15 protein-coding genes and 1 tRNA gene are annotated in these 15668 nt (G+C 68.2%); 6 read left to right on the forward strand and 10 right to left on the reverse strand.

Annotation, left to right across the window (positions count from 1 at the left end):
• Positions 1 to 111 precede the first annotated feature (111 nt).
• Positions 112 to 882 (reverse strand): LmeA family phospholipid-binding protein, encoded by a 771-nt coding sequence (locus tag PKE79_RS03315; RefSeq protein ID WP_271172244.1) that lies wholly within the window; start codon positions 880 to 882, stop codon positions 112 to 114.
• Position 883: 1 nt separating this feature from the next.
• Positions 884 to 2551, reverse strand: coding sequence for an arginine--tRNA ligase (argS, locus tag PKE79_RS03320; protein ID WP_271172245.1), 1668 nt, complete (start codon positions 2549 to 2551; stop codon positions 884 to 886).
• A gap of 60 nt (positions 2552 to 2611) precedes the next feature.
• Between argS and PKE79_RS03325 the strand changes: the two genes are divergently transcribed.
• Positions 2612 to 3460: an SGNH/GDSL hydrolase family protein gene (locus PKE79_RS03325; RefSeq protein WP_271172246.1), complete on the forward strand. Its 849-nt coding sequence runs from the start codon at positions 2612 to 2614 to the stop codon at positions 3458 to 3460.
• A 16-nt stretch (positions 3461 to 3476) separates the two neighbouring features.
• Positions 3477 to 3549: transfer RNA gene (locus PKE79_RS03330), tRNA-Arg, on the forward strand.
• Positions 3550 to 4157: 608 nt separating this feature from the next.
• Here the strand turns inward: PKE79_RS03330 and PKE79_RS03335 are convergent.
• The 6 genes from PKE79_RS03335 to PKE79_RS03360 all read right to left on the reverse strand — a co-directional run bounded on the left by PKE79_RS03335 (position 4158) and on the right by PKE79_RS03360 (position 9477).
• Positions 4158 to 4988, reverse strand: coding sequence for an ABC transporter permease (locus PKE79_RS03335; protein WP_271172247.1), 831 nt, complete (start codon positions 4986 to 4988; stop codon positions 4158 to 4160).
• Positions 4985 to 5932: an ATP-binding cassette domain-containing protein gene (locus tag PKE79_RS03340; protein ID WP_271172248.1), complete on the reverse strand. Its 948-nt coding sequence runs from the start codon at positions 5930 to 5932 to the stop codon at positions 4985 to 4987. Before PKE79_RS03340 ends, PKE79_RS03335 begins: the two co-directional genes overlap by 4 nt.
• Position 5933: 1 nt before the next feature.
• Entirely contained in the window at positions 5934 to 6710 is a 777-nt protein-coding gene (locus tag PKE79_RS03345) for a hypothetical protein (RefSeq protein WP_271172249.1), read from the reverse strand.
• Positions 6711 to 6719: 9 nt separating this feature from the next.
• Positions 6720 to 8042 (reverse strand): vWA domain-containing protein, encoded by a 1323-nt coding sequence (locus tag PKE79_RS03350; RefSeq protein ID WP_271172250.1) that lies wholly within the window; start codon positions 8040 to 8042, stop codon positions 6720 to 6722.
• Positions 8039 to 9127: an AAA family ATPase gene (locus PKE79_RS03355; protein WP_374727725.1), complete on the reverse strand. Its 1089-nt coding sequence runs from the start codon at positions 9125 to 9127 to the stop codon at positions 8039 to 8041. Before PKE79_RS03355 ends, PKE79_RS03350 begins: the two co-directional genes overlap by 4 nt.
• 113 nt (positions 9128 to 9240) lie before the next feature.
• Positions 9241 to 9477, reverse strand: a complete 237-nt coding sequence (locus PKE79_RS03360; RefSeq protein WP_024842381.1) for a hypothetical protein — start codon at positions 9475 to 9477, stop codon at positions 9241 to 9243.
• Between the two features lie 415 nt (positions 9478 to 9892).
• Between PKE79_RS03360 and PKE79_RS03365 the strand changes: the two genes are divergently transcribed.
• A complete protein-coding gene (locus tag PKE79_RS03365; RefSeq protein ID WP_271172251.1) occupies positions 9893 to 10897 on the forward strand; it encodes an MFS transporter in 1005 nt (334 codons plus the stop codon).
• Positions 10898 to 11389: 492 nt separating this feature from the next.
• The gene (locus PKE79_RS03370; protein ID WP_271172252.1) at positions 11390 to 11995 is read left to right on the forward strand and encodes a dienelactone hydrolase family protein; all 606 of its coding nucleotides are present in this window, start codon (positions 11390 to 11392) and stop codon (positions 11993 to 11995) included.
• Positions 11996 to 12071: 76 nt separating this feature from the next.
• On the opposite strand, the gene PKE79_RS03375 is transcribed toward PKE79_RS03370, so the two are convergent.
• Positions 12072 to 12974, reverse strand: coding sequence for an arginase family protein (locus PKE79_RS03375; RefSeq protein WP_271172253.1), 903 nt, complete (start codon positions 12972 to 12974; stop codon positions 12072 to 12074).
• 226 nt (positions 12975 to 13200) lie between these two features.
• Positions 13201 to 13674, reverse strand: a complete 474-nt coding sequence (locus PKE79_RS03380; protein ID WP_271172254.1) for a DUF6069 family protein — start codon at positions 13672 to 13674, stop codon at positions 13201 to 13203.
• 146 nt (positions 13675 to 13820) lie between these two features.
• Between PKE79_RS03380 and PKE79_RS03385 the strand changes: the two genes are divergently transcribed.
• Both PKE79_RS03385 and PKE79_RS03390 read left to right on the forward strand, forming a co-directional pair.
• A complete protein-coding gene (locus PKE79_RS03385; RefSeq protein WP_271172255.1) occupies positions 13821 to 14807 on the forward strand; it encodes an AraC family transcriptional regulator in 987 nt (328 codons plus the stop codon).
• Positions 14808 to 14842: 35 nt separating this feature from the next.
• Entirely contained in the window at positions 14843 to 15571 is a 729-nt protein-coding gene (locus PKE79_RS03390) for an alpha/beta fold hydrolase (protein ID WP_271172256.1), read from the forward strand.
• The last annotated feature ends 97 nt before the right edge of the window (positions 15572 to 15668 follow it).

A 15668-nucleotide genomic window follows, 5' to 3' on the forward strand; every position in this document is an offset into this window, starting at 1 on the left:
ATCAGTGGATGGGGGTTCGCCGCGGCGCGGGATGGTCACGTCGCCGCGGTGACTGAGAGTCTATGGCACGCCGCGCGCGACCCGTGCCGCGGGACGACGCACGACGACGCATCAGCCGCAGCTCGCCGCGGCGAGGGCGTCGGGGTCAGAGAGGACGCCGTCGGCGAACGCGAGGCGGACGACGAGATGCTCGTCGTCGATGTCGGCCGCGGTCACCTCGAGGCCGTCGGGGAGCGCATCGGCGCGGCACAGCGTGAATGGCCGCGCGAGGGCGCTGAGGTCGACCGGCGCGTGCGCGAGCGTGTCCGCGGTCAGCTCGAGGTCGCCGATCGAGATCGCCTCGGGGGTGAGCACGACGTCGCCGTCCGCCACGCTCGGCACGGCGGTGAACGACAGCGGGATGTCCGCGCCCAGCAGGCTCACGTGCGTCGACAGGCGCGCGGCGGGCCCGGGGAGCTGCACGGCGACATCCCCCCACGTCGCCCAGCTGCCGCCGACCGCGGCGAGCAGCGCGTCGACATCCGCCGCGTCCATCCGGATGGCGGCGGTGCCGCCGAGCGCGCTCAGGTCGTCTCCCCGCACGGGCACCCCGTGCGCGCGCACCGCGACGTCGCCGGACAGCCCGCCGACCGCGACGTCGTCGCTCGCGACGGCGAGGTCGTCGAGCCGGCCCGCGATGAGCTGCGGGATGACGAGCCCGCCGACCCCGACCTCGATGGGCTGGTCGGCCGGCAGCGCGAGCTCCGACACGATCACGTCGCGCACCTGCTGCTTCACGAGCTCGCGCGCGACCGCCTCGCCGACGAGGAACGCCGCGACCGCGACGGCGACGATCACGCCGACGGCGACGAGCGCCCTCAGCGGACGACGGCGGCGCGCCACGTCACATCCGCTCGGGCGCGCTCACACCGAGGAGGTCGAGCCCGTTGCGGAGCACCTGGCCGGTCGCGTCGTTGAGCCACAGGCGCGTGCCGTGCACGGGCTCGACGGGCTCGTCGCCCTTGGGCGTGACGCGGCAGCTGTCGTACCAGCGGTGGTACAGGCCGGCGAGCTCCTCGAGGTAGCGCGCGATGCGGTGCGGCTCGCGCAGCTCGGCGGCGAACGCCACGACGCGGGGGAACTCCTGGAGGGCGCCGAGCAGCGCGCTCTCGGTCTCGTGGTCGAGCAGCTCGGGCGCGAACGTCGAGCGGTCGACTCCCGCGTCCACGGCGTTGCGCGCGACGTTCACCGTGCGCGCGTGCGCGTACTGCACGTAGAAGACCGGGTTGTCGTTCGTGCGCCTGCGCAGCTGCTCGGGGTCGAGCGCGAGCGGCGAGTCGGCGGGGTACCGCGCGAGCGAGTACCGCAGCGCGTCCGTGCCGATCCACGAGATGAGGTCGTCCATCTCGATGATGTTGCCCGCGCGCTTGGACAGGCGCGCCCCGTTCACCGAGACGAGCTGCCCGATGAGCACCTCGATGTCCTTCTGGGGGTCGTCGCCCGCCGCGCCCGCGAGGGCCTTGAGACGGTGGACGTAGCCGTGGTGGTCGGCGCCGAGCAGGTAGATCTTGTGCTGATAGCCGCGGTCGGACTTCGAGAGGTAGTACGCCGCGTCGGCAGCGAAGTACGTGTAGATCTCGCTGTCGGAGCGGCGGACGACGCGGTCCTTGTCGTCGCCGAACGCGGTCGTGCGCACCCAGACGGCACCGCCGTCCTCGAACACGTGTCCCTGCTCGGCCAGGCGGTCGATGGCCTGGTCGATCGCGCTGGCGCCCTCGGCGCCCTTCTCGTGCAGCGTGCGCTCGCTGAAGAAGACGTCGAAGTGCACGTTGAACGTCTCGAGGGACTGCTTGATCTCCTCGAGCTGGCGCGCATAGCCGAGCTCGCGGGCGACGGCGAGCTGCGCGTCGTCGTCGAGCTCGAGCAGATCGGGGCGCTGCTCGAGGACGTGCGCAGCGAGATCGGCGATGTACTGGCCCGGGTAGCCGCCCTCCGGCGTCGGCTCCCCCTTGGCCGCCGCGAGCACGCTCGCGCCGAACTTGTCCATCTGCGCGCCCGCGTCGTTGATGTAGTACTCGCTGACGAGGTCGGCGCCGCTCGCCTTGAGCACGCGCGCGATCGAGTCGCCGAGCGCGGCCCAGCGCGTGTGGCCGATGTGGAGCGGGCCCGTGGGGTTCGCGCTCACGAACTCGAGGTTGATCGTGTTGCCGACCTGCGTCTCGTTGCGCCCGTATGCGGCGCCCGCGTCGACGATCGTCTTCGCGAGGGCCCCAGCCGCGGCGGCGTCGAGGCGGATGTTGATGAAGCCGGGGCCCGCGACCTCGACCGACGCGATGCCGTCGACCGAGCCGAGGGCGTCGGCGATCTCCTGCGCGAGCTCGCGCGGGTTCGCGCCGAGGCGCTTGGCGAGCTTCATGGCGATGTTCGTGGCCCAGTCGCCGTGATCGCGGTTCTTCGGGCGCTCGAAGACGACGTCGGCGGCGGCCAGGTCGAGGGACTCCTCGGGGCGGCGACGCTCGGCGATCGGAGAGAGGACGGCGAGCAGGGCGGCGGCGAGGGAATCCGGGTTCATAGCGTCACAAGTTTATGACGACGCACGGTGTGGCCACGCCGAGTGCTTATCCTCGTTCGCATGACCGCGGCGCACCCGACCCGCCGGCCCGTCGTGCTCGCCGCGGCGATCGGCTTCCTCCTGCTCGCCGCCGCCCTCGTGCTCGGGGTCTGGCGGCCCTGGGCGCCGCTTCCCGTGCCCGACGCGGCGGGCGCGTCCGATCGCGAGGCGGCTTCCGCCGAGAGCACCGCGACGATCGCGCTGCCCGACGACCCGACAGTGCTCGTCTTCGGCGATTCGTGGACCTACGGCTCGGCGGCGACGACCCCGACGGGCGGGTACGCGTACCGCTTCGGGGAGCTCGAGGGCTGGGAGACCGTCGTCGACGGCGTGCGGGGCAGCGGGTACCTCAAGCCGGGGATCGACGGCCCGGCCTTCGGCGAGCGCATTGCCGCGCTCGATCCCGCGCTCGATCCGGATCTCGTCATCGTCCAGGGCTCGATCAACGACCGCCGACAGGACCTGTCCCGCTACGCGGGCGCGGTGAACGCGGCATGGGACGCGCTCGCGGAGCTCTACCCCGACGCCGCGATCGTCATCCTCGGCCCCGCACCGCACATCCTTCCGGTCGAGGACACGACGGCGGAGCTCGACCGCAGGCTCTCGGCGCTCGCGGCGGACCGCGGATGGCCGTACATCTCGCCCGTGCAGGACGAGTGGATCACGGCCGCCGACTACCTGCGGCTCATCGACACGTCGGAGCGCGGCGCGCGGCACCCCTCCGACGCCGGACACGCCCATCTCGCGGAGCGCCTCGTCGCGGCCATCGCGGAGATCACGGCCCCCGTGCAGGTCGAGGCCGCGGAGAACCAGCCCGAGCCGGCGCTCCCGGCGGCGCCCGACGTGTACGAGACACCCTCGCCGCGCTGATAAGCTCGATCAGCACGCCTCCGTAGCTCAGGGGATAGAGCGCCGGTTTCCGGTACCGAAGGTCGGGGGTTCGAATCCCTCCGGGGGCACCCAACGCACAAGGCTCGAACCTTGGCCCGATGAATCAAGGGCTGGGGTTCGGGCCTTGTCGGCGTTCGCGGCCCAGGTGAGCGCGTCGGCGTTGACCTCGGGATCGAGCAGCATCTCGAAGGGGCGGGCGTTCTCGACGCGGAGCTCGTCGTCCTCCTCGACGTAGACCTTGGTGAAGAACGCCCGATTGCAGAGGCGGCGGTTGGCGTCGTCGCAGCGGGCGTAGATGTCGGCGCAGTTGCCGAGCAGGTTCAGGGCGTCGTCCAGGTGCGCGCGGGCGTCAGTGTATTCGCCGTGGTGTGCGTCGAGGCGGCGGGTCACCTGGTCGAGCTCGCCCGTGATGCGGTCTTGCTCTCGTTTGAGGACGGCGAGCGGGATCGCGTCGGCGTAGTGGGCCTGCATGAGCCGGTCCTGCTCGTGCTCCAGCCGGATCAATCGGCGCGTGCACCGTGCTGGTCCGTGCGAGAACGGGAGCGAAACCGCCTACGGCGTCCTCGATCGGGTGCAGCGCGAACCGAGGCACGGTGGTGGACATGATGGGGTCAGCGCACGCGAGCTATCCGCGGGTGGAGGCACACGACGATGGCGCCAGGACGCATCGTTGCTCCTACGCGGCGAGGTACCGGTACCGCCGGGCTGCTAGGGGGAGGAACACGGCGATGAGGATGAGGGGCCAGGCGATGGCGAGGAGTGTCGCGTTCTCGGCGGCCCATGATGTCGATGTCGTGATGCCGGGATTACCGAAGAGTTCGCGCGTGGCAGTGACTGTGGCGGAAAGTGGGTTCCACTCGGCGATGACCCCGAGCCAGGCCGGCATCTGGGCAGGGAGGACGAAGACGTTGGAGATCATCGTCAGCGGGTAGATGGGCGCGAGGGCGACGCTCGCGAGGTCTGGCGACCGCAGCGCGAGGCCGAGGTAGATGCCGACCCACGCGAGCGCGTAGCGGAGAAGCAGCAGGAGCCCGATCGCCGCGAGGGTCTGCCATACGGTTCCGTTGGCGCGCCAGCCGACCAGCAGTCCGCAGGCGAGCAGGGCGATCAGTTCGAGGACGGATGCCGCAAGGTCGGCGAGGCTTCGGCCGGTGACGACGGCGGCGCCCGACATGGGAATCGTGCGAAACCTATCCGTGATGCCCTTGGCGGTGTCTGTGGTGACGGAGATGACGGTCTGGGCCATGCCGAGCGCCATCGTCATCACGAACAGCCCTGGCATCAGGAACTCGCGGTAGTTGCCGCCGTCGGGCAGCGTGATTGCGCTCCCGAACACGTACCCGAACATGATCACCATGACGATCGGGAAGAGGAGGTTGCCAACAAGTCGTGACGGTTGCTGGCGAAAGTGGGTGAGGTATCTGCGGGCGACGATCAGGCTGTCGTGCAGAGCCCACCGCGACGGCGAGCAGGGGGCCGTTGCGGTGAGGGGGGCGAGCGAGGTCATGCTGTCTTCTCCTCCCGATCGGTGAGCTTGATGAACACGTCGTCGAGGGTCGGCTGGCGCAGGGCGACGTCTTCGGGGTCGATGCCTGCCTCGTGGAGTTGCCGCATGGTGGTGCTCAGGCTGTGGAACCGTTCGGGAGCGGGCGCGCTGACGCGGCGACGGTGGAGGTCGATGCCGGGGTCAGTGCCGGTCGCGGCGGCGACGATGCGTGCGGCCGCATTCGTCTGTTCCTCGTCGCGGAGTGCGAGTTCGATCCGGTCACCCCCGACGCTCTCTTTGAGTTCGCGGGGTGTGCCGCGCGCGATGATCGTCCCGCTGTCGATGACGGCGATCTGGTCGGCGAGGTGATCGGCCTCATCGAGATACTGAGTCGTCAGTAGAACGGTTGTTCCAGCGGACACGAGTTCTCGGATGTCGGTCCAGACCTCGGCGCGCGTGCGTGGATCGAGACCGGTGGTCGGCTCGTCGAGGAAGAGCACACGTGGCGCGAGGATGAGGCTGACAGCGAGGTCGAGGCGACGCCGCATCCCGCCGGAGTAGCCGCCTGCGGGTCGGTCGGCGGCGTCGTGGAGTGCGAACCTGTCGAGCAGTTCGTCTGTTCGCTGGCGCGCCTGTCGTCGGTCGAGGTGGTAGAGCCGGGCGAACATGTCGAGGTTCTGCCGTCCGGTCAGGATCTCGTCGACGGCCGAGAACTGTCCGGTGAATCCGATCGCGGCACGTACTCGGCCGGCGTCTGTCGTTAGGTCGTGTCCGGCGATGCTGGCGTTGCCGGAGTCGGCTTTCAGCAGCGTGGCGAGAATGCGCACCGCCGTGGTCTTTCCCGCACCATTGGGGCCGAGCAGCCCGCATACCGTTCCTTCGTCCACGGAGAGCGTGAATCCGTCGAGCGCCCGTTTCTTTCCGTAGGTTTTGCGGAGGTCGGTGGCGCTGATCATCGCGGTCATGTCAGTTCCTTTCTTCGGGTGGTTTCGGGGCGCTCGGGCCGCTGAGCGCTCGGAGCACGGCGGCGTGTTCGGCGGTTGTGCCGGCGTCGCGGGCGTGACGGGCGTCGTCGGGTGTGAATCCGGCGACGACCCAGGCAGGGACTTCCGTTCGGGGGATGTCTGCGTCCCACCACTGCCGGAGGAGTTCGAAGCCGTCGTGGCCGGCTTCAGCGAGGGTTGATGCTTCGGAGGGGGTGAAGCCGATGCTGTGGCACACGGCGGCCTGTGCCGGGTCGAGGCCGGTTCTGGCCCAGGGCACGGCCGTTGCGGCATCGCGCCATCCGGCGTCGAGGTAAGCGCGTCCGGTCGCGACAGGAACTCCGGAGCGGAGCAGCGCCCGCATGGTCGCGGACTGTTCGCCGGTCAGCGTGTCCGACTTGCGAGGGCGGTGTCCGAGCAGGGTCCGCCACCAGCGTCGGGGGCGTGGTCGTTCTCCGGCGAGGTGCCGTTCTGCGGCCTCGGTGTGGCTGTAGCCGAGTTCATGCCATTGCACGGCGTCGCGGGGTGTCATTCCGGCGCGCAGCAGCGGTTGCACGGTGTAGGGGGTGAGGCCGGCGGTGCGCCAGCCGTACGCGTCGCCGGGGGTGTAGACGCCACTGCCGCGCCAGCGTTCGGCTGAGCTCAGCAGGAATCCGTTGTCGATCCAGCCGCGTGCTTCGGCCACGGTGAAGCCGCGCTCGGTCCAACGGTGGAGGTCTTCGGGCTCGGGATCGGGATGGTCGTCGTAGGCGATGGTCATGGGTGCTCCTTATGCAGTGGCAGGGAGGGCGATGACATGTGCCCATCCAGGTGGAGGTGTCTCGGTGTGGTATCCGGGGCCCGGTTCGACCAGGCCGACCACGACCGGCACGGGCGGGCGGTGGTCCGGCCACGGGGTTTGCCCGTCGGTGAGGACAAGGATCAGATCAGGCCGGGGCCGCAGCGCGAGCGCGGCGCTGATGCCCTCGCGCATATCCGTGCCGCCGCCGCCGAGCAGCTCGATGTCCTCTGCGCGGCGGATGGTCTGGACGGAGTGGGCGTTCAGGTCGCAGCAGATCACGTGCAGCCGCCGGCTCGGTCCACTGGCGCGGGCGATGATCGCCGTCACTTCGGCGAGGAAGCCGGTCAGGATCGCGGGGGTGATGCTGCCGGAAGTGTCGATGACCAGCGCGATCTCTGGTGCGGGAGCGACCATCGCAGGCATCACGATGCCGTCGACGGCCGGCCTGCGGGAGGGACGGCTATAGGAGAAGTTCACCCGGCCTGCCGCCTGCTGCGCTCCGCGGCGCAGCATCGCGCCGAGCTCGGCGCGCCAGTCGACGGCGGGATGCAGCCTCTCGCTGGCCCAGCGTCGCCAGCCGCCGGGAATCGTGGCTCGCGCGGCCGAGCGGGTTTCGATCTCGCGGGCGACGGCCAGTTCGAGGATGTCGCGCTCGGTCTCGCTGAGCCCGTCGCCACTGGCCGAGTCCTCGTAGTCGTGCGGGATCCCGTCCGCCGCGCTGCCGCAGTCGATCAGTTCGGCGAGCTGTCGCCCACCCTTGCTGTGGGCAGTGTCGAGAACCTCGATGAGTGACATGTACTCCTCGGCCAGTCGTCCCTCGGGCAGCCCGAGTGCGTGTGGCGAGACAATCCCGGCCGGTGAGTCGAGTCCTGCCGCTTCGAGGTCGTCGTTGACCTCGGCGTCCGCGGCCTGGTTCCACTGCCGTGCGAGGGAGTCCGGCGCGCCCGCCTCGCCGGCGGCATGCGTGCTTGGAGCGCTGGCTGACATCGGGGAGCGGGTCGCGTGATGGCGGACAAGATGCCCGATGTGGTGCAGCAGCCACCAGCCGACCACCGGCGGGGCCGTCGCGAGCGTCGTGCCGGGATCGAGGTGGACGTTCCAGCGGGTGTCGGCCGGGAACGCCCGGAAGTCGTCGTCCGGGACGGGCTCGCCGGTCTCTTCGTCCACGTACGGTTCCAGCACGACCGGTCGGAGTGCGAACAGCGCACTTGCGAGGTATGGCGCCTGTGCTGCGGCCCACAGCCGCGCCTCGGCGAAGCGGGCCAGCACTTCGGGTGTGCGCGCAGGGTCCGTTGGAGCCGGGCCGGTCATGGCATGAGTCCTGCCGTACGGAGGATCGGGGCGAGCACGAGCATGGCCGTGGGCAGGTTCGCCCCGGCTGGCCGCTGGGAGGCGAGGGTTCGGGCGGAGGTTGCGGCCACGTCGGGCGTGGTCTTGGCAACCCGAGCGATCACGTCCCATGCGCGCTCCCATGCCGACTCGCTCGCGTCCGCGTGAACGTGGGCGACGACCGCGCCGAGCAGCGCGTGCAGGTGGTCGGGCCGGTCCGGCAGTGGCGCGTGGGGGTCGTTTAGCACCGACTCAGGGTCGGGCAGGTCGAGCGTGCGCAGCCAGGACAACGCCTCGAACCCTGCCGCCTCGCCGACTGCACCGATCACCAGCGCGGCGATCGTCGCCTCGTCGCTGGCATTCGCAACCCCGGCGGCCAGGCCGCGCGCGGCCATCTCCCAGCTCCGAGGGCTTGGCCAACTCCGCCCCGCCCCCTCCGGCGACTCCGGCACGGCGAGCACCAGCTCCGGCCGGATCCGCAAGAATGCACCGATCTGCGCCTTCGCTCTCGCGATCTGCCCGGACGTCGGCGCGGCGACAGAGGCAGCATCGGCGACCGCGAACCCGTGAGCGAATCCCTCAGCGACCCCGGCGGCCTCGATCTGCCAGTCCAGATGCACGAGCCGGTTCGCCAGCGGCGCGGACAGCTCCCAGCCGTCCGCGGCGAGACCGGGCGGGTTCGCTGCGGCGACGACACGCACGCCCTCCGGGAGCACAAGATCGCCCACGGCGCGTTCCAGGACGACGCGGAGCATCGCGGCCTGCACCGCGGGCGGTGCCGTGGTCAGCTCGTCCAGAAACAGCAACCCGGATCCTGAAACGGACAGCCGTTCGGCCCATCGTGGCGGCGCGAACCAGGTCCCGTCATCGCGGATGACGGGGAGACCGGAGAAGTCGCTCGGTTCGCGGATCGAGCCGATCACAACCTCGATCGGCATTTCCAGCTGCTCAGCAAGCGCCATGACGGCGGAGGTCTTGCCGGTCCCTGGCGCACCCCACAGCAGGACAGGGAGGTTCGCCCTCACCGCCAGTGAAAGCGCCGAACGCACGGTCTCGTTCTTGATCATGAGGTCCTCCTTCATATGCGTGCGGGCAGCACGAAACCTCCCGTTTTCGGGCGTGCTGATCTACGGTGGCTGAGGCTGCTGCTCAGCCACCTGCGGTGGCGCTGGCTAGAGGTCTACTTCTGGCTGCCGAACAAACCTCTGCCGCCGTACTTCTTGTGGATGGCCTGCTTGGACACGCCCAACACGGCCGCGATGTCGACCCAGGTCGCTCCCTGGTTGCGGGCACGGCGCACCAGCACCGCCTCCACACGCTCCATCTCCTTGCGAACCTGCACGGTCGCATCCAACCCGACCAGCGGGTCCTCGCTCGCCGTCGCCCGGGCTAGCGCCGTCAACTGCTCCACGTCCATGCGGTCAACCATAATTGACCGCTTGACCGAAGTCAACCTGGATTGACCGGTGCGTCGGGGGGTGGAGGGCTGCGCTCGGCATGGGACGGTATCGACCGGGGCGCCGACCCTCCGGAAGGTCGACGTCGAGCGCTTCTCCGACGCAAGCCCTCGCCAAGAGGGCGGCGGCCACGACCTCAGAGCATTTCGGGTGAGGATGCCAAGTCACTAAAAAGTCCGAAGCCTGGACGAACAAGCATTACTTAGCCTCGTAAGAGCATTGAAGGCTCAGTAGACCACTCCATACGGTTGCTTTGAACATCACGATCGAACTAAGCACAGAAGGCAGGGTATGGGCATGGTGGCTGACGGCAGAGGCATCGTCGCAGAACAGTCCAGCCGGCGCCGGTGGTTCGCCTTCGCAGTCTTGTGCGGCATGCAGACGATGATTGTCATCGACGTCAGCATCGTCACGGTCGCGCTTCCTACTATCCAACGCGATCTCGATATCGACCAATCGCATCTGAGTTGGGTGATCAACGCCTACACGATCGGATTCGGCGGTCTGCTGCTCCTGGCAGGACGTCTAGGAGACCTGATCGGACGCAAGACCGTCTTCATCGCCGGCGTGGCTGCGTTCACCGGCGCCTCCGCGCTGAGCGGGTTGGCGTGGAGTCAAGAAGTTCTCATCGCGACCAGGTTCTTCCAGGGTGTGGGTGCAGGCTTGGCATACGCGGTGGCCATCGGCGTTGTGATCACGCTTTTCACCGAGCCGCGAGAACGTGGCCGAGCGCTGGGGCTGGTCGGCTTCGCGCAGGCCGCTGGAGCCTCGGCGGGCATCATCCTCGGTGGCGCCATCTCGCATGCTATGAGCTGGCATTGGGTCTTCTACGTCAACGCGGGATATAGTCCCCTCGACGCCGCGTTCTCTCTGATGCCGCTCGCGATCGCCTCAGCCCTCACATCGCTCACGCTCTACCCGCGCCTAGCCACGCGTTTCGCGAGCCGCAGCCTGCTGGTCAACGGTCTGACCGCCGTGACGGGCGGTCTCCTGCTCGCGACCCGCCTGCCGACCGATCCGCTATACGCGGTCGACATCCTGCCCGCTATCACACTGGTCGGCGCGGGCAGCGGGATCGTGATGCCAGCGGTCATCGCGACCAGCATGACGGTCCCCGACCTCCGGGACGCAGGACTGGCTTCCGGTGTAGCCGCCACCTCAGGCATGGTGGGCGATACCGCAGGCATTGTGATCCTCACCACGGCGGCCGCCGCTCACACCGCCACGCTTCTCAGCGGTGGTTCGCAGCCGCTGCCCGCGCTCAACGACGGATTCCACGTCGCGTTCGGCATCGCCGCGGCACTCGCAGCCCTAGCAGCGGCGATTGCCTCACTGCTCCTACGCCGCCACGCTCCTCTGAGCACGCCCGTGCCACGATGAAGACGCACACGCGACCCAGTGGCATGCCCGCTGTCACGCACCTTCGTGCAAACCGCCTCCGTCATCTACCGGCATCGTTGGTCCTGCATCGCGTGCGCGTATCCGCGCCCCTTCCCATCTTGATCCCCACGAGCAACGAGGTGCCGCATGACTGAGGAGCTAAGGACCGAGTGGACCAGTGTCACAACAGAATTCGGTGACCTGCGAGCCCTCCTGCACATGTCGTCCGTCTTGTCGGATGATGAGCCGCGTCCCGGGGTCGTGCTCGTAGACGGTTCTGGTGACGGGGTGTGTGACGACTGGGGCGGCTGGCCAGAGCGGGTCGCATCGTGCGACGCCGTTGTGCTCACCTATGACAAGCCCGGCCGTGGTGGTTCGCCTGGACACTGGACCCAGCAGACGATGGCGGATCGGGCCGTCGAGGCGCTGGCTGCCGTCGAGGTTCTGCGCGCCGACCCACGTTGCCTGGGGTAACCGGTCGGTCTGCTCGGAGTGAGCCAGGGAGGATGGGCGTCGCTGCTGGCGTCCGCGATCGGCGGTACGGACTTCGTCGTCTCGGTTTCAGGCCCGGGCGTCTCACCTGCCGCGCAGGAGCGGGATCGTATCTCTCGCGAGCTGGCCGGTCTTCCGTCTCAGGAGCACGCGGATGCGATGGCGTGGGTCGATGAGCGCTGCGCGCGACTGGTCGCCGGCGAGCCGGTCGACGCGGTGCTCGCCGACCAGCAGCGGTTCACTGGCCGCTCGTGGTACTCGGCGGTGTCTGTCGCCTACAACACCCAAGAGGACCTCGCCTTCGTCGCAGGCATGCTGGACTTTGACCCGGTGCCGGTACTGCGGTCGGTCACCTCGCCGGTGCTTGCGCTGTTCGGCGGCTCCGACCCGCTCATCCCGGTCACGGAGAGCGTCGCGGCGTACGCGGAGAACCTCGCCGCGTTTGATGGCGTGAGTCACGGGCTCGCCGTGTTCCCGCGCGCGAACCACGGCCTGTTCGTCCCCGACACTGCGCCAGGCGGCAACGCTGGACAGCTGGCCGCAGGAGTTCTTCCGATGATCGCGAGTTTCCTTACCGACGCCCGCGTGCGGCAACCTTCCTCGTGACCTTGAACCCGAGCCTGGTCGGCGAGGCGGGACGTCAATCTGCGGAGGCTCGGACGGCCGCCTCATCGTGAGTGGGCTACGTGCGTCTGGTGAGCGACCGCGCGAGTAGATCGGTGATTCGGTGGCCGTGGATGAGGTCGGGATCGAGGTCGGGATCGTAGATCGTCAGGTCCAGACCGATGAAGCGCTCAGACGCGGTGAGTGGTCCCAGGATGAGTGCAAGTTGGTCAAAGCTGAGTCCTCCCGGCTCGGGACTATCGACGGCCGGCATCAGGTCTGGGTCGATGACGTCGACGTCCAGATGAACCCAGAATCCGCTGAGGTCGGGACGCTCGACGACGCTCAGGGCTTCTCGTACGGCGTTCTCGGTATCAGCCGCCGTGGTGACGGCATCGATGACCATCACCCCGTCTGCTGCCGCGTCGCCAGCGAACTCGTCGCCCGGGCGCGAGCCGATCGACACGACATCGGACGAACGCAAATACGGACCCCGGCCGTCTAGGTTCGCCAGTGCCCCGCCAAGGCCCGTCACCAGCGCGAGGCTCTCGCCGCCCGCGGATCCCACCGAGTCGCTGTTTCCCGGGTGCCGGTAGTCGAGGCCGTCTATGCTGATCAGACCGTACGGTCCGCTGCGATTTAGAGCGAGCCCAATGCCGATGAGGATGCTGCAGTCGCCGCCCAGCACGACAGGGAGGCCCCGGTTGGCAATGATCGACTCGAGCCGTTCCGCCAAACGTCGTGAATGATCGGCGATCGTCGCCTCGTTGCGTACCGCACCCTCGACGCGGCCAGGGCGATACCGTCCTGGCGTCACGACTCCGCCGTCTTGCGCGCCGAGCACGTTCAGGAGCCCCGTGTCTCGAAGCGCCCTGGGCGCCTTGTAACAGCCTGGCACAGCCCCTTCCTCGGGAGGGCGCAGTCCAAGATTCGACGGCGCGTCCACGACGACAAACCGCCGCGTGACTTCGGGCATCGGCATCCGTTCTCCTGACCTACGCATACGAGGGCTTCTCACGAGCCAGACTCGAGGACTTGTCTATGGTGCGATCCGGCATGGCTTCCACCTGATGCTATGAAAGCGACCTTTGCGGGCTTGCGAACCTGTGCGGTCGCCACCCCTGGACAGAATCACCCACGGCGCCAACTCTGCGAGCACCAGCCGCACCGCGCGTGCGCGGCACGGAGCAGGCGTCTGTGTCGGGCGTTCACGGCTGCTGGTGAGTCTTTCCCGCTGCGGAACTACCCCGACGGCGGAACAGGGGGATGATCACCGCTGCGGCCGCGACATGCATGAAAGTCAACGACAGCTTGGTGTCGGTATCCGCTTCATAGCCGAATGCTGGGAGCGTCGAAACCGCCGCCGCCGTAAGCGCGAGCACCGTCCATACGGTTCGCGCTCGCGTCGTGAAGAGTTCGAGCACGACAAGCAGAACCCATCCCGCGACGGCGGCCGAAAGCACGGAACCGATGACGGCCCAGATGGTGACGTCCATGGACGCGTGCTCGTCGCCGAACGAGACGACGAACGTCGCGCCCGCCGCATCTCCCGCTAGCCAGATGAGCGTGCAGGACAGTGTCGCGACAACGGCGCCGAGCAGGCGCGGTCGCCAGTTGGCCGTCAATGTTTGGGGCAACTTGGGTCGGCTGCTGGCCCGAGTGGTTTGAATCTCAGAGGGCATGAGGTCTCCTGACTTTGAAAGGCCATGGCGGTAATCGGCACGGCGATGATCACGCTATGTCCCGTCCGTAGCACGATCAATACGCTGCTGCACCGTATTCATGTGTGATCGTCCTTCGGGTGCGAGTTGCCGTATAGACTCAGTTCATGGACATGATGAGCGAGGTGGTCGCGGTCCTCCGGCGAGGACGACCGCGATCTCAGCGCGTCACCTGGACGGCACCATGGGGTCAGCGTTTCGCTGCGGTCGAGGGCTCGGCCGGATTCCAGGTGATCCTCCGCGGGACGTGCTGGCTGCTCCGTGATGCTGAGGAACCGATACGCCTACAGACAGGAGACGTCCTGTTCCTCCCCAGCGGGGTCGAGCATGCGCTCGCCGATCGGGTCGATGCCGAGCTTGCTGAGGCGTGCGAACCGGGCCGAGTGACCGGCAACGGCGCCGTTGATATACCGGCGAACCCGGACCATGGGATACCGGGGGAACAAACGGTCACGCTGTGCGGCGCCTACGAACTCGACCTGCGTTTCATTCACCCGTTGCTTGCCCAGCTCCCACCCGTAGTGATCTTGCGCGCGCCATTCGATCGGGGCGAGCCTCTCAGGGACGCCGTGGAACTACTCGCGATGGAACTCGACCGACCTGGACCGGGCACCGATCACCTGGTCGCCGCACTCCTCGACGTACTGTTCATTCACATCCTCCGGGCGTGCCACGACGAGCGCATCCTACCGGACAGCGCACATTCCTGGGTCACCGCAATCCGAGACACAGGAATCAGCTCCGCACTCGACGCCTTCCACGACAATCCCGGGCACCCCTGGACAGTCGCCGAACTCGCTCAGCGTGCGGTCATGTCCCGCACCGCCTTCGCGCGCCGATTCCATGAGCTGATCGGCGATCCACCCATGACCTACATCACCTGGTGGCGGATGAATCTCGCCGCCGCCCTGCTCACCGACACGGATCAATCGATGCGCGCGATCGCTCAGCGTGTTGGCTACAGCTCGGAGTACGCCTTCGCACACGCCTTCCGCCGGGAACGTGGAGTATCGCCAGGGGCAGCACGCCGAGCCGGCAGACGCGGCGGCCTCCCGGACACCGGCAAACCACCAGAAGAAGGAGACACGGCGTGACAGACCGAAGCTCAAGCCCACCCCGCGGAATCATCGTGGACGAGTTCGGCGACCGCAATGCGACACCCGTCCTACTGCTCCATGGAGGTGGAGTCGCCGGGTGGATGTGGCGACCACTGATCGAGCAGATGGGCGCCGGATACCGATTCCTTGTCCCGGACCTGCCAGGGCACGACCGCAGCGCGCACGCAGACTATGAGTCGCACGAACGGACCATCGAAGCGCTCGTGGAAGCGCTCCAGCACCGCGAGGACCGCCCGGTCGCGGTCGTCGGCTTCTCGCTCGGCGCGCAACTCGCTGTGCTCCTCGCCGTGCGCCGCCCTGACCTGGTCTCGCACGTCGGGATCATCAGCGCCCAGGCAGAACCGTCGAGATGGCCGAGCGCGACCCTCGCACTGCTGCGAACGGCGGCGCCGCTTGCGAAGCGGGAGTGGTTCGCGCGAGCACAGGCGAGGGAACTGTTCATCCCCCCGACACTGTTCCCCGACTACCTCAGAACCACTCAGAACCTTTCGACACGGACGCTCGTGGCGTCGGTGGGCGAGAATATACGGTTCACCATCCCGCCGACGTGGGCTTCATACGAAGGCAAGGCCCTCGTCGTGGTGGGCGAGCGAGAACGAGCGATCATGGCCCGCTCGGCGCACCACCTCACCCGTTATCGAGCCGATGGCGAGCCTGAAGCCATCGCCGAGTGTGGTCACGGAGTTCCGCTCCAGAAGCCACACTGGCTGGCAGACCGACTACAGGCTTGGCTTGCCTGATTGGGCTCACGCCCGACGACGGTGCCTGACGCAACATCGAGTCCCTGTATTCAGCGTGATTGCGTCCGTAGCATGACGCGGAGAGCTGTCACCGCCT

Source organism: Microbacterium barkeri, assembly GCF_027921765.1.
In the GTDB taxonomy this organism is placed as follows: domain Bacteria; phylum Actinomycetota; class Actinomycetes; order Actinomycetales; family Microbacteriaceae; genus Microbacterium; species Microbacterium barkeri.